The organism is Acidovorax sp. (assembly GCF_016783915.1).
Taxonomy (GTDB): Bacteria; Pseudomonadota; Gammaproteobacteria; order Burkholderiales; family Burkholderiaceae_C; genus Acidovorax.
Genome location: NZ_JADHVT010000067.1, coordinates 1 through 22,332, shown reverse-complemented (window position 1 = coordinate 22,332; position 22,332 = coordinate 1). Strand labels below are relative to the sequence as shown.

The window sequence follows — 22,332 nt, the reverse complement described above, 5'->3', positions numbered from 1 at the left end:
GGCACGTACATGCTGGCAGGCACGGGCTGGCGCAAGTACTCCGGGTTGCGCACGCGGTCGGGCAACACCACGGGGGGGTGTGGCACCTCTTGATAGGGCAGCTGCGACAGCAGGTGGGCAATGCAGTTCAGGCGCGCCTTTTTCTTGTCCACCGCCTGCACCACCCACCAGGGGGCTTCGGGGATGTGGGTGCGCTCCAGCATCGTCTCCTTGGCCTTTGTATAGGCCTCCCAGCGCACACGGCTTTCCAGGTCCATGGGGCTGAGCTTCCACTGCTTGAGCGGGTCGTGGATGCGGCCCAGAAAGCGCAGGTGCTGCTCTTCATCGGTGATGGAGAACCAGTACTTGACCAGCGTGATGCCCGAACGCACCAGCATCTTTTCAAACTCGGGCACGGTGCGGAAGAACTCTTCGTATTCGTCGTCGGTGCAAAAGCCCATCACCCGCTCGACGCCCGCGCGGTTGTACCAGCTGCGGTCAAACAGCACCATCTCGCCCGCCGCAGGCAGGTGCGCTACATAGCGCTGAAAGTACCACTGCGTGCGCTCTCGGTCGTTGGGTGCGGGCAGTGCCGCCACCCGGGCCACACGGGGGTTCAGGCGCTGCGTGATGCGCTTGATGACGCCCCCCTTGCCCGCCGCATCGCGCCCCTCGAACAGGATCACCACCTTCTGGCGGCTGTGCTGCACCCAGTCCTGCAGCTTGACCAGCTCGCCCTGCAGGCGAAACAAGTCCTTGAAATATTGCTGGCGCGCCAGCTTGTCGCCGGGGCTGGGGGCGCCGATGTCATCGACCTCGCGGTCTTCGATCTCCAGTTCCAGCTCTTCGTCGTAGCTGTCAATGAGGTCGTTGGCGATGCGTTGCATCAGCTCCTGAGTGTCAAGGGCGTTGTTGTAGAACATGGGCAACCATCCGGCGGTAGTGCAAAACTGATGCGCGATGGTGGACCGCCGCGATGACAGTGCCATGACACCGGCGTGATCTGTCACAACACTGTCATGCCCAGAGGCCAGCATGCGAGGCCGTGCCGACTGCAGACCACTCCCCCCTTTTGACCACTCCTCTCTCCGCCAGCGCCAGCCAGAACTACGGCGGAGACGCCGCCGGGCTGATCTGCGGCTACCTGCTGGGCCCTGACACTCCACCGCACGAGGTGGATTCGGCCCAGGCTGCGCAATGGCTGGCGAGGCTTCAGGCCGGTGCCGCGCGGCCAGGGCAGTTCCTGTGGCTGCACTTCAACCTGAGCCATGCGCAGGCGGTGCGCTGGATGGAGCGGCACGCTCACCTGCCTGAAGCCTTTTTTGATGCCCTCAAGGACCGCTCGGTCTCGACCCGCATCGAACGTGACGATGACACGCTGATTGCGGTGCTCAACGACGCGCACTTCGATTTCGCTTTCGAGCCGTCGGACATTGCCACCCTGTGGACCAGCGTGGCGCCCCACCTGATGGTGACCGGCCGCACGCGCCCGCTGCGATCTGTAGACGTGCTGCGCACTGCCGTGCGCACCGGCAATGCCCCCTGCTCCAGCGTGGCGCTGCTGGCCGAACTGATGCGTACCCAGGCCTCGGGCCTGGTGGACATCGTGCGGGGCGTGACCCAACGGATTGACGATGTGGAAGACGCACTGCTGGCCGGGCGCCTGGACCACAAACGCGCGCGGCTCGGTGTATTGCGGCGCTTGCTGGTGCGCCTGCAGCGGCTGCTGGCACCCGAGCCTGCGGCGCTGTTTCGCCTGCTGCAGCACCCACCTGTCTGGATGGGCGCCGACGATGCTCAGGAGCTGCGGGATTCGACCGAGGAATTTTCGGTGGTGCTGCGCGACATGCAGGGCCTGCAGGAGCGCATCAAGCTGCTGCAGGAAGAGATCGCCGCGAGCGTGCAGGAGGCCAACAGCCGCAGCCTGTTTGTGCTGACGGTGGTGACCGTGCTGGCACTGCCCATCAACATTCTGGCAGGCCTGTTTGGCATGAATGTGGGCGGCGTGCCGCTGGCCGACAACGGCCACGGCTTCTGGATCATCGTGGCCGTGGTGGCGGCCTTCACGGCAGTGGCGGGCTGGCTGGCCCTGCGAGGCACGCGCGACACATAGCCCCCGGGGAGCGTCTGCACGGATCGAGCTTCCAGGTGTGCGCCGCAGACCGCCCGAGACCGCCGATGCACACGGCGCGGTGATTTGTACAGAGGATCCCTTGCGCCAGGGCCTCTACAATCGCGCCCCTTGCCCAGATCCCCGGACCCCCTGCCACCATGAACATCGTCGTCAACGAAGAACTCAAAGCCTATATCGAACCCCTGACCCAGGACGAACACGACGCGCTGGAACGCAGCATCCTGGCAGAAGGCTGCCGCGACGCGCTGGTACTGTGGGGCGATGTGCTGGTGGACGGGCACAACCGCTACGGCATCTGCCAAAAGCATGGCCTTCCGTTCCAGACCGTGCAGAACCCGCGCTTTCAGTCGGTGGAAGACGTGCACCTGTGGATGATCGACCAGCACCTGGGCCGCCGCAGCGTGTCGGACTTCCAGCGCGGCGTGCTCGCCCTGCGCAAGCGCGAGATCATGGCCGAGCGCAAGGCCCGGGCAGCAACATCCACAGAGACCGCCGCAGCCACCCCCACCGCTGACGCGCCCGAAGCCACTGCCGCTCTGCCCGCCCCCGACCCTTTGAGCAGCCGCGAGGCCATTGCCAAGGCTGCTCGCCTGAGCAGCAGCCAGGTGGTGATGATCGAAAAGATCCAGAAACAGGCGGCACCCGAGTTGGTGGCGGCCGTGAAGTCCGGCACCATCTCCATCAACGCCGCAGCCGCCGTGGCCACCCTGCCCGCCGAGGAACAGGTGGCGGCAGCGGTGGCTGGCAAGGATGAACTCAAGCAGGCGGCCAAGCGCGTGCGCGAACTCAACAAACGCAAGCCACGCGACGAGGCGCCGTCAGAAGACAAAGCCACGGCGGAACCGGCCGCCGGCGCCGAGGCCAATACTGACGAGTTGAAGACCCTGCGCCTGCGTGTGGCAGAGCTGACGGCGGAGAACACCGAGCTGCGCCGACAGGTGGCGCAACTACAGGCGGCGCTACCCGCAGACAGCACGCCGTTCTAAAACCTGCTTGCGGGGAGGAAACGCCGGAAATCAGCCGTTGGCGTTGCGCAGCGCACTCAACCGGTCCGCAATGAGGTCAATGTCGAGCCCGTCTTCACTGTGGGCCAGATAGGCCTCGAGGTCGGCCACAGCCTCGGCCGTGTTGCCACGCTCGGCATGCGCCAGTCCCCGGTCGCGCCGCTCGCCCCAGGCCTGGGGCAACAACACGATCAGCCGGTCCAGCACGGCGACCAGCCGTTGCCAGTCCTGCTGGGTGCGATGCACCTCTTTGAGGTTGCGCAGCATGCGCGCAATGATGTCGCGCGGCGTAGCCGCCTGCAGGTACAGGCCCAGCGGCACGTCGTAGTCGTCCACCAACCCGTTGCGGCGCTTGTAGGGCTCCAGCCGTTCTGCCAACTCCTCGCGGCTCAAGGACTGGCCCGAGATCGGGTCCAGCACCACCTGCCCCTTGGGCAGCAGCACCTTGACCATGAAGTGCCCCGGGAACGCTATGCCCCGCGCATGCAGGCCCAGCCCTTGCGCCAGCTCCATCCACAGCACAGCCAGGCTGATGGGAATGCCCCGGCGGGTGCGCAGCACGGCGTTGAGGTAGCTGTTTTCTGGGTCGTAGTAGTTGTTGATGTTGCCGCCAAAGCCCAGGTCGGCAAAAAAGAACTGGTTGAGCGTGCGCAGCCGCTGCAACGCGGGCGCATCGGCGGGCAGGCGGCGTTTGACGCGGGCCTGCAGCTGATCCATATCGCCCAGCAATTGCTGCACGTCGAACTCGGGGTATTCGTCCTGCGCGAGGCTGGCTGCGGCTTCGAGCAGCGGAAAGTGGTCGTCGCTTTGCACCAGCGATGCAAAGTACTCCAGCGAGGTGGGCACGGTAAGGCTCAGGGACATGACAGCTTTGTACGGGGCCGTCGCCATGGCGTCAAGCCACAGAAGAACAGGCTTTTGCAGGGTATTTCGGAGGCCAGGTCTGCCGCGGTCGCTCACCGACGCAGCAACTGGCGCAACTTCAGGCCGGCCGCCCACAAGGCGCCGAAGTACAAAACCGCAGCGGCCGCCATCATCGCGGCCAGCAGGCCAATGCGCTGCAGGCGCTGCGCCTTCATTTCCACCCAGTCGAAATGCTGGGCACCCCACGCCAGCAGCACCGCCAGCAAGGCACTGGCCGCCACCACCTGCAGGGCAAACCGCCCCCAGCCGGGCAGGGGCCGGTAGCTGCCGCGCCGCAGAAGACCCACCAGCAGCCAGGTGGCGTTGATGACCGCCCCAACGCCAATGGACAGCGTCAGCGCCGCATGCTGCAAATAGGGCACCAGCACAAAGTTCATCATTTGTGTGAGCACCAGCACCGCTACAGCAATCAGCATGGGCGTGCGCATGTCGTGTTTGGCAAAGTAACCCGGCGCCAGCACCTTGATGGCCACGATGCCCACAATGCCGACACCGTAGCCCGCCAGGGCCAGCGTGGTCTGCTGCACGTCCCGGTCGGCAAAAGCGCCGTAGTGATACAGCACGGCCACCAAAGGCTTGGCAAACACCAGCAGCGCCACCATGCAGGGCACCGACAGCACCACCACCAGCCGCAGCCCCCAGTCAAGCATGGCCGAGTAGCGTTCGTCGTCCTGCTTGGCGCGGGCGCTGGCCAGTTGCGGCATCAGCACCACGCCCAGCGCCACGCCCAACAGGGCGGTGGGCAGCTCCATCAGGCGGTCGGCATAGGTGATCCAGCTCACGCTGCCTGTGGCCAGGTGCGAGGCAATCTGCGTGTTGATGAGCAGGGAAACCTGCGCCACGCTCACCCCCAGCAAGGCGGGCAGCATCAGGCGCGCCACCTTGCGGGTGGTGGGGTCGGCCCAGGCCGCGCGGATGGCGGACCAGCGCACGCCAATGCGGGGCAACAGCCCCAGGCGCAGCAGCGCTGGCACCTGGATGCCCAGTTGCAGCAGGCCGCCCAGCATCACGCCCGCCGCCTGGGCGTAGATGGGCTCTATGCCGTGGCGCGCAAAAAAGGGTGCGCCCAGTGTGATGGAAAGGATGAGTGCGATGTTGAGCAGCACTGGCGACGCTGCGGGCACCGCAAACTTCTTCCAGGTATTGAGAATGCCCCCCGCCAGTGCCACCAGCGACATGAAGCCGATATAGGGGAACATCCAGCGTGTCATCGTGACGGCGGCATCAAAACCCTGGGCGGACTGCTGAAGCCCGCTGGCCATGGCCCACACCATCCAGGGCGCCCCCAGCACCCCAGCAATGCACAGCAGCACCAGCGTCCAGGCCAGCAAGGTTCCCACATGGTCAATCAGTGCCCGGGCACCGTCGTCGCCATCCTCGGCCCGGGTAGCAGCCAGCACCGGCACAAAAGCCTGGCTGAAAGCGCCCTCACCCAGCACGCGGCGGAACAGGTTGGGTATGCGGAACGCCACATTGAAGGCGTCCGTCATGGCACTGACCCCAAAGACGGAGGCCATGAGCAACTCGCGCACCAGCCCGGTGATGCGGGAGACGAGGGTCAAGAGGGAGACGGTGGAGGCGGCTTTGAACAGTGACACCGGCGGGAGTGTATGCGCTTGCGGGAGAGCACCTGCGGCTGGCACGACAGACCGGGGAGACAGCAGAGACTTCAAGGAAGCATCCTTCATCACAGAGGAGATTCAGGCACTGTGGACAGTGCGTGTGAGGCAGAGATGAAGTCCGTGAACTGTGTGCGAAGTTTCGCCCCAATGGCGCAGACGATGGCACTGGGCTATAATCGCGGGCTTTGCTGGCATCATCCACAGACCCAAGGAACTAAACAATGGCATCCGCAAAACCCAAGAAGAAGAACCCGCGCCTGGCGTCGGGCCGCAAGCGCGTCCGTCAGGACGTCAAGATCAACGCTGCAAACACCTCGCTGCGTTCCAAATACCGTACCGCTGTCAAGAACGTCGAAAAGGCTGTTCTGGCTGGCGACAAGACCAAGGCGACCGAACTGTTCGCCAAGATGCAAGCCGTGGTGGACACCGTGGCTGACAAGGGCATCTTCCACAAGAACAAGGCTGCTCGCGACAAGAGCCGCCTGTCTGCCAAGGTGAAAGCCCTGGCACTCGCTTCCGCCTGATCTTCAGGCAAACAGCCCGAACGGCACCTGCCGTTCGCCGTTTGTAACGGGTGCGCTGCCAGCAAAAAACGAACAAACCGCCTTCGGGCGGTTTTTTCGTTGGTGCTTGAAAATGGTGCAAGGCGGCCCAAGGCGCTGCGGCGGTTGTAAATGTGAACGCCCGCTACCTGGTCAGCCTGCGCGGGGCCTCACCCAGACCTCCCGCGCCCACTCGCCAGCCAGCTCAGGGCGTGGCAGCTGGCGGGTCAGGCAGCAGGCAGGCCTCGGCCACCTGCAGGTTGTTGTCGCGGGCAAAATTGATCACGAAGTCCCAGGCCATGGGCTCATGCCCCTGCAGGTCGCGGTGCACGACCACACATTTCACGCCGTTGAGCGTGGTGGGAATGCACCAGGGCGAATAGCTCAAATGGCTGCCCGGCCGCGCTCCGCCGGGTCTAAAGCTGCTCATTACCCCGGCAAGCCGCTCGGCCCAGTCGCTGGGACGAAAGGTTTTCCCGTCGTGGGTGATGCCCTGGATGAAGACTTCTTTGGAGGAGGGGGAAACCATCGGGGATTGGAGTGGTAGTGAGGGCACAGACGCAGGATCGCTGCATGCTGCACCGCAGCGCGACATTCTAACTCTTATATAAGAGCTAGCTCCCTAATCCCTCCGCCGCGCTACACATAGGCACCCCAAAGAGGGTAAGGGCCCGGCATTGCAGTGATGCGCAATCGTCAACAGACCGCACCCCTGCTCCCCCTAGAATCGTGACTCGCTTTTTCGCCACCGTACCGTCTGGAGATTTCCGCATGACCGCTTCCATCCCGGCAGCTTCGCCCCACGTGATGAACACCTATGGCCGCGTACCGATCGCGCTGGCCCGTGGGCAAGGCAGCCGCGTGTGGGACGTGAATGGCAAAGAATACCTGGACGGCCTGGGCGGCATTGCCGTGAACACACTGGGCCACAACCATGCCAAGCTGGTGCCCGCCCTGCAGGACCAGATCACCAAGCTGATCCATACCTCCAACTACTACCACTCGCCATTGCAAGAGCAGCTTGCCGCCAAGCTGGTGGAGCTGTCGGGCATGACCAACGTGTTCTTCTGCAACTCGGGCCTGGAGGCCAACGAGGCTGCACTCAAGATCGCACGCAAGTTTGGCGTGGACAAGGGCATCGCCAAGCCCGAAATCGTGGTCTACGAAAAGGCCTTCCACGGCCGCTCGATTGCCACCATGTCGGCCACCGGCAACCCCAAGATCTACAGCGGCTTCGGCCCGCTGGTCGAGGGCTTTGTGCGGGTGCCGCTCAACGACATCGAGGCCATCAAGAAGGCCACCGAAGGCAACCCCAACGTGGTGGCCGTGTTCTTCGAGACCATTCAGGGTGAAGGCGGCATCAACCCCATGCGCGTGGAATACCTCCAGCAGCTGCGCAAGCTGTGCGACGAGCGCGGCTGGCTGATGATGATCGACGAAGTGCAGTGTGGCATGGGCCGCACCGGCAAATGGTTTGCCCACCAGTGGGCAGGCATCGTGCCCGACGTGATGCCCCTGGCCAAGGGCCTGGGCTCGGGCGTGCCGATTGGCGCGGTGGTGGCGGGCCCCAAGGCAGCCAACGTGCTGCAGCCGGGCAACCATGGGACCACCTTTGGCGGCAACCCGCTGGCCATGCGCGCGGGGGTGGAGACCATCCGCATCATGGAAGAAGACGGCCTGCTGCAAAACGCCACCACGGTGGGTGAGCACCTGAAGGCAGCGCTGCAGCGCGAGCTGGGCAGCCTGCCTGGTGTGAAAGAGATCCGGGGCCAGGGCCTGATGCTGGGTATCGAACTGAACAAGCCCTGCGGCGCACTGATCGGTCGCGCAGCCGAGGCAGGCCTGCTGCTGTCGGTCACGGCCGACAGCGTGATCCGCCTGGTGCCTCCGCTGATCCTTACCACCGCCGAAGCCGACGAGATCGTCGCCAAGCTGACCCCGCTGGTCAAAGCCATCCTGGCTGAATGAAGAAAAGCCACACTGCCATGACGACGCTGAAACATTACCTGCAGTTCACCGACCTCACCGCCGACGAGTACACCTACCTGTTCGAGCGCGCTGCGCTCATCAAGAAGAAGTTCAAGGCCTACGAAAAACACCACCCGCTGGTGGACCGCACGCTGGCCATGATCTTCGAGAAGGCCAGCACCCGTACCCGTGTGAGTTTTGAGGCGGGCATGTACCAGCTCGGCGGCAGTGTGGTGCACCTGACCACGGGCGACAGCCAGCTGGGCCGCGCAGAGCCCATCGAGGACAGCGCCAAGGTCATCAGCCGCATGACCGACCTGGTGATGATCCGCACCTACGAGCAGGCCAAGATCGAGCGTTTTGCCGCCAACTCGCGCGTGCCCGTCATCAACGGCCTGACCAACGAGTACCACCCCTGCCAGATCCTGGCGGACATCTTCACCTTCATCGAACACCGTGGTTCCATTCAGGGCAAGACGGTGGCCTGGGTGGGCGATGGCAACAACATGGCCAACACCTGGCTGCAGGCGGCGTCGCTGCTGGGCTTCAAGGTGCATGTGAGCACGCCACGCGGCTACGAAGTGGACGAGAAATTGGCCGCAGGTGCCGGTGGAATAAGCGCTGACAGCTATCAATTCTTTAGCAACCCGCTCGAAGCCTGCCGTGGCGCCGACCTGGTCACCACCGATGTGTGGACCAGCATGGGCTACGAGGCCGAGAACGAAGAACGCCGGGTGGCCTTTGCCGACTGGTGTGTGGACGCCGAGATGATGGCCGCCGCCCAGCCCGACGCCCTTTTCATGCACTGCCTGCCCGCGCACCGGGGCGAAGAGGTCGAGGCCGACGTGATCGACGGGCCGCAGTCGGTGGTGTGGGACGAGGCGGAAAACAGGATGCACGTGCAGAAGGCACTCATGGAGTACCTTCTGCTCGGCCGTATTGCATGAAATGCAATGCAGTGGCGCGCCAGCGCCAGCAGCCTGTTTCGGCGCAGGCTCATGTCCGCGCAGCGGACGTGAAGCAGCTGAGGGCTGCGGGCCATAGCCAGAACGCCATGCACGTGCAGAAGGCACTCATGGAATATCTGCTCTTGGGCAAACTGGCCTGACAGCCCCATGCCCTGGCGCCGCCAGCCCGCTCACAGCGCCGAATTGCTGGCGCACTGGCAGGCCCTGGGCCAAGCGCTGGGGCGCGACACACCCGCCTGGCGCGCCGAGGGCAGGCGCCTGCTACGCAGCTGGGCCCACTGGCCCCGCGCCTACCACGACACCACGCATCTGCGGGCCTGCCTGCGGCACCTCCAGGCGGTGCAAGACCAGCAACCCAGAGCGCTTCAAAATCCCCGTGCTGTGGCCCTCGCCCTGTGGTACCACGACGCCATCTACTGGCCGTGGAGCGGACACAACGAGGCGCGCAGCGCCGACTGGGCGCGACAGTTCCTGCTGGGCCAAGGGCTGCCCACCACGCTGGCCGAAACCGTGCACCAGCATGTGATGGACACCCGCCACACCCCGGGCCCGCTCACCGGCGATACGCTGTGGGTGGTGGACATCGACCTCGCCATCCTGGGCCAGAGTGACGCGGTGTACCGACAGTTCGAACGCAACGTGCGGCGTGAATACTTTTTTGTGCGCTGGCCGCGTTATGTGGCGGGGCGCAGCGCAGTGCTGCAAGGCTTTCTGGACCGCCCGCACATCTATGGCACAGCCTACTTTGCGCAGCGCTACGAGGCCCAGGCGCACGCCAACCTGCAACAGGCGTTGAGCGCGCTGGGCCAAAGCCAACTGTACCAGTAGACAATTTGAGTCAAAACGGCCTGTAGCGCTAGTGAATCATGCGCCAGCAGCTATATAAAATATAGCAACTACTGAGAAGCAGACCCGCGACGGACGGGCATGGCCACGGGCTTTTCAGCGGCCGCCTCAGATGGCACCGCGCAACTGCCGCAGCTGCTGCACCCACCATCGCCTCCCCCACAGCCCGGCGACTGGACGAGCCCCGGGTGGACCTTGCCCAACCCTTGGCGCCAGCGCCCGGGCAGATAACGCCAGAGCACATAGAGCGCTGCGGCAAGGACGATCAGACCGACGACGAGTTGCTGGACCATCACAACGTTTCCCCTCAGCCGCCGCCCAGCGCCAGCGCCACGCGGTAGGTCACAAAGCTGGCGGCATACGCCATGGCAAACAGGTACACCACCATGAGTAGCGGGTAGCGCCAGCCGTTGGTCTCGCGCCGCACGGCGGCGATGGTGGAGATGCACTGGGGCGCAAACACATACCAGGCCATCAGCGACAGCGCAGTGGCCAGCGACCACGAGCCCGCAATCAGCGACCCCAGCTGGCTGGCCACCTCGTCGCCGGTGGCAGACAGCGCGTACACCGTGCCCAGTGCGCTCACCGCCACCTCGCGCGCCGCCATGCCGGGCACCAGAGCGATGGCAATCTGCCAGTTGAAGCCAATGGGCGCGACGATGACCTCGAGCAGGCGGCCCAGCTGGCCGGCCAGGCTGTAGGTGATGGCAGGCTGCGTGGCGCCTTCCGGCGCACCGGGGTAGGTGGACAGAAACCACAACAACACCGTGACGGCCAGGATGATGCCGCCCACCCGCTTGATGAAAATCACCGCCCGCTCGTACAGGCCGTAGGCCAGGCCGCGCACGCTGGGCCAGCGGTACGCGGGCAGCTCCATCATCAGCGGCGTGGCGCGCGTGTCGCTGCGGGCCAGCTTGGCCACCGCTGCCACGGCCATGGCACTGACAATGCCGGCCACATACAACGCAAACAGCACCACACCCTGCAGGTTGAACACCCCCGCCACCGTGCGCTCGGGGATGAACGCTGCGATCAGCAGCGCATACACCGGCAGGCGCGCCGAGCAGGTCATGAGCGGCGCGATCATGATGGTCACCAGCCGGTCGCGCCAGTGGGTGATGGAGCGCGTGGCCATCACGCCCGGCACGGCACACGCAAAGCTCGACAGCAGCGGGATGAACGAGCGGCCCGACAGACCCACCGTGCCCATCACGCGGTCCAGCAAGAACGCCGCGCGCGGCAGGTAGCCCGAGTCCTCCAGCGCCAGGATGAACAGGAACAAGAACAGGATCTGCGGCAAAAACACCAGCACCCCGCCCGCACCCGCCAGCACCCCGTCGGTCAGCAGGCTGCGCAAGGGGCCGTCGGCCATGTGGCTGTTGACCAGGGCTGCCAGCCAGCCCACGCCATCTTCAATCCATGACTTGGGCAGCTCGGCCCAGCTGAACACCGCCTGGAACATCAGGAACAGCGTGGCGGCCAGGATCAGCAGGCCCCACACCGGGTGCAGCACCACCGCATCGATGCGATCGTCGGTCCGCAGGCTGACCACCGGCACGCGCACGGCCCGGTCCAGAATGCGCCGCACTTCCTGGTGCGTGCGGATCACGTCGTTCTGCGCCTCCAGGTCGCTCGCATCCAGGCGCGCCGCCGCATCGGGCGCCACCACCGGGCGCTGCAGCTGCTGCAGGTTGGCGCCATCCAGCCACTGCACCAGCTCCTGGGCGCCGTTGCCGCGCACGCCCACGGTGGCCAGCACAGGCATGCCCAGCTCGCGCGACAACGCCTCACGGTCAATGGCGATGCCCTGGCGCTCGGCCACGTCCATCATGTTGAGCACCAGCACCATGGGCAGGCCCAGGGCGCGTGCCTCCAGCACCAGGCGCAGGTTCAGGCGCAGGTGGGTGGCGTCGGTCACGCACACCAGCACATCGGGCACGGGCTCGCCCGCGCGGCGCCCGCGCACGATGTCGCGGGTGATGGCCTCGTCCACGCTGTGTGCGTGCAGGCTGTAGGCGCCCGGCAGGTCCAGCACGCGCACGCGGCGGCCGGCGGCGGTCTGCAGCAGGCCTTCCTTGCGCTCCACCGTCACGCCCGCGTAGTTGGCCACCTTCTGGCGTGCGCCGGTGAGCAGGTTGAACAGCGCGGTCTTGCCGCAGTTGGGGTTGCCCAGCAGCGCCACGCGCAGGGGCGCATCGGCGGCGGTGGGTTGCACATTAGCCTGGGCGTTCATGCCAGCTCCTTGGCAGACAGGCTGGTGTCATCCAGCAGCTGCACCTGCACCATGGAGGCCTCCTGGCGGCGCAGCGCAAACGTGGCCTGCCCCACCCGCACCGCGATGGGATCGCCGCCCCAGCCGCCGCGTGCGACCACTTGCACGGTTTCACCGGGCAGGAAGCCAATCTCCAGCAAGCGCAGCAGCATGCTGTGCTCTTGCGCATCCTGTGCGGGCAACAGGCCCGTGACCCGGCCCGAGGCACGGCGCGGCAATTGGTCCAGCCGCGAGGACAGGTTCTGCTGCGTAGGAAGATGCAACCGCGCCGCAGCGCCATCGTCCATGGTTTTCATGGTGACTGGCCTCGATACAAATAATAGTGATTCTCATTCTACCAATATCTGCATCGTGCTGGTTGCCGTCCCACTCTCTCCTTGACGCAGCGCAAGCCGCAGTCCCCGCTGCCCTGCCCGGGTGGTCAGTCACATCGCTCAAAACGCTTGCACTCTGCAGTAGCGCGGATGGATGTGAGCGTGTTTTCGCCGTCGATGTGCCGGGCCGTGAACTGCACCCAGGCCCCCTGCGGAATGCCGTGCAGCAAGGCAGGGTTGACCACCCGGAAGGTCTGTGTGGTGAACGGCAGCTTGGCGCGGGGCAGCAGCTTGAGCCGCACAAGTGTGGCGTTGCCGCCCGCATCCGCATCCGCCTCCACAGACACCAGCCGCGCCCGGGTGTAGACCGGAGCCGCAGCATCCTCTGCGGCCACCGAGGCCGCACCCGCAGGGACGACTGGCTGGGCACCTGCCGCACCACACACGGCGGCCAAGGCCAGTGCGGTGGCAAACCCGCAGCCGCACTGCCCCCATCGGGCAAGCAACCAAGTGACAGCCTGCCCCATCAGAACGCCCACGCGCCCAGCTGGTAGTAGTCAAACCCGCTGGTCCGCCCACCCAGGCATTGGGCGAGGAAGTCCTCGGTCTTGCGGTACATGGTGAGGTTGTTGGGCCAGCGCTGGTTGCCATGGCCGTCCCCTTTGAAGGTGACGTAATCGACCTCTTTACCCGCCTTGCGCAGGGCCGCCACCATCCATTCGGACTGCTCCAGCTTCACGCGCGGGTCGTTCACGCCGTGCATGATGAGGATGGGTTTTTGCGCATGCTCAGCCCGGTACAGGGGGGACTTCGCATCCATGCGCGCACGGTCTTCCGGCACGGCCGGGTTGCCCACATAGCGGTGCCACCAGGGCAGGCCCAGCTCCCAATAGGGCGGAGCAGCTTCCAGCAGGCGTGCGATGTCCGTCACGCCCACCACATCCACGGCGCAGGCAAACACCTCGGGCGTGAAGGTGGCCCCCACCAGGGCCGAATAGCCGCCGTAGCTGGCGCCATAGATTGCCACGCGCTGCGGGTCGGCCACGCCGCGCTCCACCGCCCAGCGCACGCCGTCCACCAGGTCGTCGTGCATGCGGCCAGCGAACTCGCCACGGGCCTTTTCCATGTGGTTGCGGCCATAGCCGCTGGAGCCCCGGTAGTTGACCTGCAGCACCGCATAGCCCCGGTTGGCCAGAAACTGCTGCATGGCGCGGCTGGTGGCGCCATCACCCCAGCGGTCGCGCGCCCAGGGGCCGCCGTGCACCAGCAGCACGGTGGGCAAACGTTGCGGCGCTGCGCCTACGGGCAGCGTGAGGTAGCCGTGGATGGTGAGACCATCGCGCGCGGTGTAGGTGATGGGCGCGGTGGGGGCCAGGTCCTTGGCAATCAGGCTCAGCCGGTTCTCGCCCAGAAAGCGGGGTTCGTGCCCATCGCGCAGCAGGTAGTTGCGCGTGCCACGGTCGGTGGCCACCGCCACCGTGAGCACCTTGTCCGTCTGGTCCAGGCTGGTCACCAGCACCTCTGCAGGCTTGTCACCGGCCAGGGCAGACAGCCGGGCATCCAGCGCGGGGTCGAACACCTTGCGCGCCGGGTAGCCCGGCATGAAGTGCGCCAGCAGCGGCTCGCGGGTGCGGCGGCTCAGCGTCACGCTGTCCAGGTCCACATCGGGCGAGGCAAACCACTCCTCTTCGCCACCTGTGGTCAGGTCCAGCCGCACCAGCGACAGCTTGTCGCGCCCACGGTTTGACAGAGCCCAGGCCTTGCGACCCTCGTCATGCAGGCCAAAGATGTTCAGCGTGTCCCAGCGGCTGCGTTCTGCCACGGTCACCCAGCTGCCCGGTTCTTTACCAGGCCGCTCCAGCAGCACCTGCTCACCCTGGATCTGCGCTCGGGCGCGCAGCTGGCCCGTGGTGTCCACGCCCCACCAGCTCACGTTGCCGGGGTTGGTGGCCATGAGCACCGGCGCGCCGCCTGCGGGGGTCACGCGGTACAGGTCAAATACTTTCTTGTCGCGCTGGTTGGAGGTGACGATGAAGTCGGACGACGCATCCACCGCCTCCGCAAAATGCGCCACCGAACGCGGCGCCGGCATCAGCTCGCTCAACTCTGTACTGGGGCCGTCGGCCAGGCCCGCATAGATGCGGGTGTTTTCATCGCCCGTGGGGTCGGCCGTGATGCCGAGCCAGCGGCTGTCGGCACTGAAGCGGATGGCGCGCGCACGGATGCGAAACGCCTTGGGGTCGCCCCCATCGATGGACTGCACCCAGATTGCGGGCACCACGCCGTCGGTGCCAAACCAGGCGATGCGCTTTCCATCCGGTGACACGCGATAACCCCCGGTGGACTGCCGGCTGGCCACAAAGTCGCGCACGGGCACCAGGTCAGGCAATTGCGCCCCAGCCAGCGAAGGGTGCGTAGGCCCGGAGGCACAGCCCACCAAGGCCAGTGCAGCAGCAAGCGCTGCGCTGCCCGACCATCGCCGCACCCTCGCCTGTTTGGTTGTCGATGCCATCGTTTTCTCCCCACGTGTTGAGCCATTGAATGCGCCCATTGTGCAAAGTCTCGCCTTAAGGCCAGCCAAAGGTGGCGGCTGCGGCACTGCGCAACGGCCATCGCTCCCGCCACAATCACCCCATGCACATCCTGCTCATCGAAGACGACCTGGACCTGGGCCGCGCGCTGCAGTCCGCGCTGAAGGTGGAGGGGCTGACCAGCGAGTGGCTGCGCCGCGCGGTGGATGCGCCCGCCACGGTGGACGCCACGACGGTGGACTGTGTGCTGCTGGACCTCACACTGCCCGACGGCAGTGGCTTTGACCTGCTGGCGCGCTGGCGCAACCAGAGCGGACACAGCGGACAGGTGCCCGTCATCGTGATCACGGCGCGCTCGGCCGTGGAGGACCGGCTGGCGGGCCTGGACGGCGGGGCGGACGACTTTGTGATCAAGCCCTTTGCCACGGCCGAACTGATGTCGCGCATACGCGCCGTGCTGCGCCGCAGCGCGCGCCAGGCCAGCGAGCGCTGGGTGCTGGGCGAGCTGGTGATCGAGCCCCGGCGTCATGCCGTGCAGCGCGCCGGGCTTCCGCTGGAGCTGTCGCCGCGCGAGTTTCAGCTGCTGCTGGAGCTGGCGCGCGAGCCCGGCGTGGTGGTGTCCAAAAGCGTGCTGTCGCAGCGGCTGGACCCGCTGGGCGAGCCCATGGACTTTGCCGCCGTCGAAGTGCATGTGTCCAACCTGCGGCGCAAGATCGGGGCGGAGCTGATCCGCACAGTGCGTGGCGTGGGCTACGTGTTGCAAGCATGACCACGATGAAGCACGCGTTGCGCAGCGCATGGGCCTGGCTGGCCGAACCCACGCTGATGCGCCGCAGCGTGGCCTCGGTGCTGGTGGCGTTTGTGGTGGTGTGGGCGGTGCTGCTGGGCTACAACTTCGTCAACTACAAACACACCATCACCCGCGACCCGGGCCTGATGAAGTACGGCGACGCGGTGCTGGACTCGCTGGCCCAGGTTACCGATCCTGCACACGCCGCCACGGCTGTGGCGGCCACCGACCACTGGACCAACGTCCGCCGCCGCCAGATCGGGCTGCTGCCCGGAGTGCAGATGCACGAGCTGCTCGATGCGGCATCGGGCCAGCGTGTGTTTGCCTCGTCAGGGCTGCAGAACGTGGCCTTGCCGCCCGCCACGCCCCGCGCAGAGCCATTCATAGAGGAAGCCGCCCTGCAGGGCCGGTCGTTTCGCATCTACACCGGTCGCAATGCGCGCTGGGTACTGCGGGTGTTCGAGACCAAGCGCACGGACTCCAACTTCCTGCAGTACAACGGCCGCGCGCTGCTGCCCTACCTGCTGCTGGCGTCACCCTTTGTGCTGCTGGCGGTGTGGCTCTCGGTACGCCACGGCCTGCGGCCGCTGCAGCAACTGGCCAGCCGCATTGCGCAGCGCGGGCAGGACGACCTCCAATCGGTGGGTTTCAACGCCCGCCACGGCGAACTCAAGCCCCTGGAGCAGTCGCTGGACCACCTCTTCGCCCAGCTGCGGCACAAGGTGGAGCGCGAGCGCGCCTTTGTGCAGGACGCCGCACACGAGATCCGCACGCCGCTGGCCGTGATCACCGCCCAGGCCCATGTGATGGCCCGCTCGCCCATCGAAGAAGAACGTACCCAGGCGCAGGCCCACCTGGAGCAGGCCATCGCCCGCACCTCGCACCTGGCCCAGCAACTGCTGGACCTGGCCGCACTGGACGACGCACAGCGCCCCGCACCGCGCGACCTGGATGTGGCGCAATGGCTGCGCGGCGCACTGGCGCAGGCTGCGCCGCAGGCCATGGCGCGGCAGATCGAACTGTCGCTGGATGCGCCCGACACCTTGCCCGCGCGGCTCGACCAGCCTGCGTTCGAATCCATCGCCCACAACCTCATCGACAACGCGCTGCGCTACACGCCCGATGGCGGCAACGTGGCGGTGACGCTGCGGCGCGGGGGCGCGGCGCTGCAACTGTCGGTGCAGGACGACGGGCCAGGCATTCCGGCCACGGAACACCAGCGGGTGTTTGAGCGCTTCTACCGGGGCCTCGGCCATGCCGCCAACGGCTCGGGCCTGGGGCTGGCCATCGTGCGGCAGGCGTTGCTGCGCATGGGTGGGCAGGTGCAGGTTGGTGCGGGCCTGAACGACCGAGGCGTGGGCTTTTTCGTTAGCATTCCACTCCCCCACAGCGCCTGACGGCCCCGCCGCCAGGGCCCAAGTGCAGTGTGTCACCCCGCATGTCCGATTCCTCCATCACCGATTCCGCCCACCCGTGCCTGAGCTGCGGCGCCTGCTGCGCCAGCTTTCGCGTGGACTTTGCCGTGTACGAGATGCAGGCGATGGGCGGCACCGTGCCCAACCACCTGGCAGTAGATGTGAACGGCAGCACCTGCCGCATGCGCGGCACGGAACAGGTACCCATCCGCTGCGCTGCGCTGACCGGACAGGTGGGCCAGCAGGTGGCCTGCAGCATCTATGAACTGCGCCCTGCGCCCTGCCGGGAGTTCTCGGCGGGCGACTACGCCTGCCACATAGCGCGTGCGCGGCACGGGCTGGCGCCGCTGGCAGAAGGTTTGGTTCTGTGAAGGCCGCGCCCTTCAAGCAGCCGGGCTACTGCCGCATCAAAATAGTTTAGGCCTCAACAAAAATTCGGTGGGGTGTTGGAAATAACCGACACCACGGGTTTTTCGGGACATGCAAACTTTGCCCCATGTCAACGCCTTCCTCCCCCACCGCCCGCCCGCTCTGGGACATCTCGCCGCCCGTGTTTGCGGGCAGCCCCGTGTTCCCCGGCGACACGGCCTACAGCCAGCAGTGGTGCGCCACCATCGGCCCCGGCTGCCCGGTCAACGTGAGCGCGATCACCATGTCGCCCCACGTCGGCGCCCACGCCGATGCGCCGCTGCACTATGACGCGCAGGGCGCCACCATCGGTGACGTGTCGCTCGACGCCTTTCTGGGCTCCTGCCGCGTGATCCATGCCATCGGCTGCGGCCCACTGATCCACTGGGAACACATTGCCCACGCGGTGAACAGCCCCCTGCCCCAGCGCGTGCTGGTGCGCACCTATGAACACATGCCCGTGGACCGCTGGGACGGCCAGCTGGCCGCCTATGCGCCCGGCACCATCGAGCGCCTGGCCGACCTGGGCGTGTTGCTGGTGGGCATCGACACCGCCAGCATCGACCCGGCCGACAGCAAGACACTGGACAGCCACCAGGTCATCCGCCGCCGGGGCCTGCGCGTGCTCGAAAACCTGGTGCTCGACGCCGTGCCTGAGGGCGACTACGAACTTATCGCCCTGCCGCTCAAGCTGACCACGGCCGACGCATCGCCCGTGCGCGCCGTGCTGCGGGCGCTGGAATAGCACAACACACAGAATTTCAAGCATTTTTGGCTGGAAGCGCTAGTGCAACATGCGCCGGCAGCTATCAATAACATAGCAACTATCTACCCAACTCCCATGTCCATCACCCTTCAAGACTGCCGCGCGCTCGACGCGCAAGACCCGCTGCGCTCGTTGCACGACCACTTTGCCCTGCCACCCGGCGTGATCTACCTGGACGGCAACTCGCTGGGCGTGGCCCCCAAGGCCGCCGCCGCGCGCGTGGCCGATGTAGTCACCCGCGAATGGGGCACAGACCTCATCAAATCGTGGAACACCGCCAGCTGGTTCGACCTGCCCCAGCGCCTGGGCAACCAGCTCGCCCCGCTGATCGGCGCGGGCCAGGACGAAGTGGTGTGCACCGACAGCACCTCCATCAACCTCTACAAGGTGCTGAGCGCGGCGCTGAACATCGCGCGCGAAGACAGCCCCGCGCGCGCGCGCATCGTGAGCGAGCGCAGCAACTTCCCCACCGACCTCTACATTGCCGAAGGCCTGTGCAAGGAGCGCGGCCTGGAGCTGGTGCTGGTAGAGCCTGAAGAAATTGCCGGCGCACTCACCAGCGATGTGGCTGTGCTGATGCTCACGCACGTGAACTACCGCACCGGCGCCATGCACGACATGGCCGCCATCACCGCCGCCGCGCACGCCCAGGGCATCCTGTGCGTGTGGGACCTGGCGCACAGCGCGGGCGCGGTACCGGTCGACCTCAACGGCACGGGCGCGGATTTCTCGATTGGCTGCGGCTACAAGTATCTGAACGGCGGCCCCGGCGCCCCGGCGTTTGCCTGGGTGCACCCGCGCCACGCCAACCGCTTCTGGCAGCCGCTGTCGGGCTGGTGGGGCCACGCCGCGCCGTTTGCCTTCACGCCCGACTACCAGCCCGCGCCGGGCATCACGCGCTACCTGTGTGGCACGCAGCCCATCATCAGTTTGTCGGCCCTGCAATGCGGGCTGGATGTGTTCACCGCCGCACAAAGCCTGGGCGGCATGGCCGCGCTACGCACCAAGTCGCTGGCGCTCACCGACCTGTTCATCCAGCTGGTGGAAGAGCGCTGCGCAGGCCACGGCCTGGGCCTGGCCACGCCGCGTGACCATGCCCAGCGCGGCTCGCAGGTGTGCCTGACGCGCGACGAAGGTGCGGGCGTGAACGGCCAGGGCAGCGGTGCCTATGCCATCGTGCAGGCGCTGATTGCACGGGGCGTGATTGGCGACTTCCGCAAAGGCGATGGCGGCACGGGCCGCCACAAGGACATCCTGCGGTTTGGCTTCACGCCGCTGTACCTGGGCTTTGAAGATGTTTGGAATGCCGTGGAGCACCTGCGCCAGGTGCTGGAGAGCGGCGAGTGGCAGAAGGCCGAGTTCAACCAGACGCACGCCGTCACCTGATCGAAAAGGCAAACCACCATGTGCCCTTTCTCGCAAACCCCTGCAGGTGAAAACAGCGCGGCGTCTGCTGCCCTGCCCGAATCCATCGTGCACGAAGAGCGCGCCCAGCTCGACTTCAGCAAGAGCATGAGCTACGGCGACTACCTGCAGCTCGACGCCATCCTCACCGCGCAAAAGCCGCTGTCGCCCGCGCACGACGAGATGCTGTTCATCGTGCAGCACCAGACCAGCGAGCTGTGGATGAAGCTCATGCTGCACGAGCTGCGCGCGGCCATCGGCCACATTGCGCGCGACGAACTGCCGCCCGCCTTCAAGATGCTCGCGCGGGTCAGCAAGATCATGGAGCAGCTGGTGCATGCGTGGGACGTGCTGGCCACCATGACACCGCCCGAGTACAGCGCCATGCGGCCGTACCTGGGCCAGTCCAGCGGCTTCCAGAGCTATCAGTACCGCTGCATCGAGTTTTCGATGGGCAACAAGAACCGCGCCATGCTCAAGCCCCACGAGCACCGCGCCGACCTGCTGGCCCTGGTGCAGGCCGCGTACGAGGCTCCATCGCTGTACGACGAAGCGCTGCGCCTGCTGGCACGGCGTGGCCTGGCCGTGCCCGCCAGCCACACCGAGCGCGACTGGACGCAGCCGTATGTGGAAAACGATGCGGTGGAGCAAGCCTGGCTTACCGTGTACCGCAACCCCGAAAAGCACTGGGACCTGTACCAGCTGGGCGAGGAGCTGACCGACCTGGAAGACGCCTTCCGCCTCTGGCGCTTCCGCCACGTGACCACGGTGGAGCGTGTGATCGGCTTCAAGCGCGGAACGGGTGGCACGGGCGGTGTGAGCTACCTGCGCAAGATGCTGGACGTGGTGTTGTTCCCGGAGATCTGGAAGCTGCGCACCGATCTTTGAGCGCAGACCACAGCGGCTGCCAAGCAGCCCTGCACCGGCTTGGCGGAAACCATGGACAAAACTGGGGGCGCTCTGGCCGCCAGCGCTGGCAACCACGAGGCCGTAGATTGCTGGGTGTGTTTCGGTTACTGGACGCCCGCCACCATCATGCCGCGGTTGCTGCGGCACCAGATCGGTGCCAGGTGTCCAATCTGGATCGTCAGCTCATTGCCCTTGCCCAGCACCGTGGTGGGGCCGTTGCTGTAGGCGTAGCCGCTGTCGGCAGCCTGCTTGGGCAGCTCCACCGTCCAGCCGCTGCGGCGCATCACGCTGCGGCCTTGCTCGGGGTAGAACTGCATCTCGACCTTTTCACCATTGCCGCAGGCGTATTGCATGCTGCTGCCGTCGGCGGGGGCGCTGAACGCCTGCATCGCGGGGGGCTGGCTTGCGCAGCCCGACAACAAGAGGGTAGCCAACGCACCCGAACCCAGCAAAACCATCGTCTTCATCGGTCACTCCTGACATCGCGGCACCGCCTGACGGCGCCCGACAACTTCCATCCAACGGCTTGTGGCCACCGGCCACCGGGACCCATTCAAAGCCCCGTGGTGATCACCCAAGCACAAACCTTGCCACTCACCACTGCCTGCACCATCCTGATTGCGAGAGACCGAAACCTGCGATTCCAGAGCCGTGACCAACACCCGGTGCAGCGCATGGACACAAGAGTGCCCCAGGCCCCCGGCACCGTCATTGGGGTGATCCCCACATCGAGAGCCTCCTCTAAAGTCTGCCCGCGCCCTGTGGCGCCCTCATGACGGCACCGGCCACCTGCAGACGGGGCAGGATTGGAAGCACCGAAGGGCCCAATCAGCGGTAGAAACATCTGATTACAAGCACCCACACCCCAAAATCCGCAGCATCCGACGCGTTTGGTCGGTTATGGACGGGAGGGACTGGGACATACCCTATGAGCCTGCCTGTACGGCTGCTCCGCCCACCGGGCCGGCTCCCCGCCGTCCATGGGTGACAGCAGCGCCCGTGCTCAGCGGATAACCTCGCGGGGCCCAGTCGCCGGCAGAGAACCCCTCTCGACCGCGACGGGCATCCGCTCTGGAGACCTGCCCCCGTGCCCACCCCCTTGCCAGCCACCCCTCTCCTCGCCCCCCGCACTGCCTGGGCCATGCTGCTGGCGCTGGTGGCGGGCTTTGCGCTGAGCCAGGCGTTTCGCACCATCACGGCCATCATGGCGACGGGCTTGCGGGCCGAGTTCGGTCTGTCGGCACAGGCGCTGGGGGTGTTTGCCGGGGCGTTTGCGTTTGCCTTTGGCACCATGCAGCTGTTCATGGGCATTGGCATCGACCTGTACGGCGTGCGGCGCACCCTGCTGGTGGCGTTTCCGCTCACCATTGCGGGCGCGGTGTTGTCGGCATTGGCGCCGGGCTATGGCACGGTGCTGCTGGGGCAGGTGCTGATCGGCGTGGGCTGCGCGCCCGCATTTTTGGTGTGCACCGTGTTCATCGCGCGCTACTTTCCCGCGTCGCGGTTTGCCATGGTGTCGGGGGTGGCCATGGGGGT

Annotated in this window: 22 protein-coding genes; 13 read left to right on the top strand and 9 right to left on the bottom strand. The window is 66.1% G+C overall.

What is annotated here, in order from left to right:
• Nucleotides 1–902: polyphosphate kinase 2 (gene ppk2, locus ISS20_RS13590; protein WP_291437402.1), on the bottom strand; the 902-nt coding region annotated here is incomplete at its 3' end.
• Nucleotides 903–1,051: 149 nt separating this feature from the next.
• On the opposite strand from ppk2, the gene ISS20_RS13585 reads away from it, so the two are divergent.
• Complete coding sequence (locus tag ISS20_RS13585; RefSeq protein WP_291437400.1) at nucleotides 1,052–2,092, top strand: transporter; 1,041 nt, start codon at nucleotides 1,052–1,054, stop codon at nucleotides 2,090–2,092.
• Between the two features lie 158 nt (nucleotides 2,093–2,250).
• Nucleotides 2,251–3,099, top strand: a complete 849-nt coding sequence (locus tag ISS20_RS13580) for a plasmid replication/partition related protein (RefSeq protein ID WP_291437399.1) — start codon at nucleotides 2,251–2,253, stop codon at nucleotides 3,097–3,099.
• Between the two features lie 30 nt (nucleotides 3,100–3,129).
• Here ISS20_RS13580 and ISS20_RS13575 read toward each other — a convergent pair whose 3' ends face one another.
• Both ISS20_RS13575 and murJ read right to left on the bottom strand, forming a co-directional pair.
• Entirely contained in the window at nucleotides 3,130–3,981 is an 852-nt protein-coding gene (locus ISS20_RS13575) for a SirB1 family protein (protein WP_291437397.1), read from the bottom strand.
• Between the two features lie 92 nt (nucleotides 3,982–4,073).
• A complete protein-coding gene (gene murJ / locus ISS20_RS13570; protein WP_291437395.1) occupies nucleotides 4,074–5,639 on the bottom strand; it encodes a murein biosynthesis integral membrane protein MurJ in 1,566 nt (521 codons plus the stop codon).
• Between the two features lie 245 nt (nucleotides 5,640–5,884).
• Here murJ and rpsT point away from each other — a divergent pair, with 245 nt between their 5' ends.
• Entirely contained in the window at nucleotides 5,885–6,187 is a 303-nt protein-coding gene (gene rpsT, locus ISS20_RS13565; RefSeq protein WP_124511256.1) for a 30S ribosomal protein S20, read from the top strand.
• Between the two features lie 223 nt (nucleotides 6,188–6,410).
• Here rpsT and ISS20_RS13560 read toward each other — a convergent pair whose 3' ends face one another.
• Entirely contained in the window at nucleotides 6,411–6,734 is a 324-nt protein-coding gene (locus tag ISS20_RS13560; protein ID WP_291437392.1) for a DUF3579 domain-containing protein, read from the bottom strand.
• A 242-nt stretch (nucleotides 6,735–6,976) separates the two neighbouring features.
• Here ISS20_RS13560 and ISS20_RS13555 point away from each other — a divergent pair, with 242 nt between their 5' ends.
• The 3 genes from ISS20_RS13555 to ISS20_RS13545 all read left to right on the top strand — a co-directional run bounded on the left by ISS20_RS13555 (nucleotide 6,977) and on the right by ISS20_RS13545 (nucleotide 9,969).
• Nucleotides 6,977–8,173, top strand: coding sequence for an aspartate aminotransferase family protein (locus tag ISS20_RS13555; RefSeq protein WP_291437389.1), 1,197 nt, complete (start codon nucleotides 6,977–6,979; stop codon nucleotides 8,171–8,173).
• Nucleotides 8,174–8,190: 17 nt separating this feature from the next.
• A complete protein-coding gene (gene argF, locus ISS20_RS13550) occupies nucleotides 8,191–9,120 on the top strand; it encodes an ornithine carbamoyltransferase (protein WP_291437388.1) in 930 nt (309 codons plus the stop codon).
• Between the two features lie 168 nt (nucleotides 9,121–9,288).
• Nucleotides 9,289–9,969 carry a hypothetical protein gene (locus tag ISS20_RS13545; protein ID WP_291437386.1) on the top strand — a complete coding sequence of 227 codons (681 nt, stop codon included), beginning with the start codon at nucleotides 9,289–9,291 and terminating at the stop codon, nucleotides 9,967–9,969.
• A gap of 325 nt (nucleotides 9,970–10,294) precedes the next feature.
• Here ISS20_RS13545 and ISS20_RS13540 read toward each other — a convergent pair whose 3' ends face one another.
• From ISS20_RS13540 to ISS20_RS13525, 4 genes are all read right to left on the bottom strand, one after another.
• Nucleotides 10,295–12,220, bottom strand: a complete 1,926-nt coding sequence (locus ISS20_RS13540) for a ferrous iron transporter B (RefSeq protein ID WP_291437384.1) — start codon at nucleotides 12,218–12,220, stop codon at nucleotides 10,295–10,297.
• Complete coding sequence (locus ISS20_RS13535; RefSeq protein WP_291437406.1) at nucleotides 12,217–12,546, bottom strand: FeoA family protein; 330 nt, start codon at nucleotides 12,544–12,546, stop codon at nucleotides 12,217–12,219. Before ISS20_RS13535 ends, ISS20_RS13540 begins: the two co-directional genes overlap by 4 nt.
• 134 nt (nucleotides 12,547–12,680) lie before the next feature.
• Nucleotides 12,681–13,079 carry a copper-binding protein gene (locus ISS20_RS13530; RefSeq protein WP_291437382.1) on the bottom strand — a complete coding sequence of 133 codons (399 nt, stop codon included), beginning with the start codon at nucleotides 13,077–13,079 and terminating at the stop codon, nucleotides 12,681–12,683.
• A 20-nt stretch (nucleotides 13,080–13,099) separates the two neighbouring features.
• Nucleotides 13,100–15,085: a S9 family peptidase gene (locus ISS20_RS13525; protein ID WP_291437380.1), complete on the bottom strand. Its 1,986-nt coding sequence runs from the start codon at nucleotides 15,083–15,085 to the stop codon at nucleotides 13,100–13,102.
• Nucleotides 15,086–15,207: 122 nt separating this feature from the next.
• Between ISS20_RS13525 and ISS20_RS13520 the strand changes: the two genes are divergently transcribed.
• The 6 genes from ISS20_RS13520 to kynA all read left to right on the top strand — a co-directional run bounded on the left by ISS20_RS13520 (nucleotide 15,208) and on the right by kynA (nucleotide 20,775).
• Nucleotides 15,208–15,873 (top strand): response regulator transcription factor, encoded by a 666-nt coding sequence (locus tag ISS20_RS13520; protein WP_291437378.1) that lies wholly within the window; start codon nucleotides 15,208–15,210, stop codon nucleotides 15,871–15,873.
• 5 nt (nucleotides 15,874–15,878) lie between these two features.
• Nucleotides 15,879–17,291: an ATP-binding protein gene (locus ISS20_RS13515; RefSeq protein ID WP_291437376.1), complete on the top strand. Its 1,413-nt coding sequence runs from the start codon at nucleotides 15,879–15,881 to the stop codon at nucleotides 17,289–17,291.
• Between the two features lie 41 nt (nucleotides 17,292–17,332).
• Complete coding sequence (locus tag ISS20_RS13510) at nucleotides 17,333–17,680, top strand: YkgJ family cysteine cluster protein (RefSeq protein WP_291437374.1); 348 nt, start codon at nucleotides 17,333–17,335, stop codon at nucleotides 17,678–17,680.
• Between the two features lie 125 nt (nucleotides 17,681–17,805).
• A complete protein-coding gene (gene kynB / locus ISS20_RS13505) occupies nucleotides 17,806–18,462 on the top strand; it encodes an arylformamidase (RefSeq protein WP_291437372.1) in 657 nt (218 codons plus the stop codon).
• Between the two features lie 96 nt (nucleotides 18,463–18,558).
• Complete coding sequence (kynU, locus tag ISS20_RS13500) at nucleotides 18,559–19,869, top strand: kynureninase (RefSeq protein WP_291437369.1); 1,311 nt, start codon at nucleotides 18,559–18,561, stop codon at nucleotides 19,867–19,869.
• Between the two features lie 18 nt (nucleotides 19,870–19,887).
• On the top strand, nucleotides 19,888–20,775 hold the full coding sequence (gene kynA / locus ISS20_RS13495) for a tryptophan 2,3-dioxygenase (protein ID WP_291437368.1): 888 nt from the start codon (nucleotides 19,888–19,890) through the stop codon (nucleotides 20,773–20,775).
• A gap of 125 nt (nucleotides 20,776–20,900) precedes the next feature.
• Here the strand turns inward: kynA and ISS20_RS13490 are convergent, their stop codons facing one another.
• A complete protein-coding gene (locus ISS20_RS13490; protein ID WP_291437366.1) occupies nucleotides 20,901–21,263 on the bottom strand; it encodes an MliC family protein in 363 nt (120 codons plus the stop codon).
• A 674-nt stretch (nucleotides 21,264–21,937) separates the two neighbouring features.
• Between ISS20_RS13490 and ISS20_RS13485 the strand changes: the two genes are divergently transcribed.
• On the top strand, nucleotides 21,938–22,332 hold a 395-nt coding region (locus ISS20_RS13485), incomplete at its 3' end, for an MFS transporter (protein ID WP_291437404.1).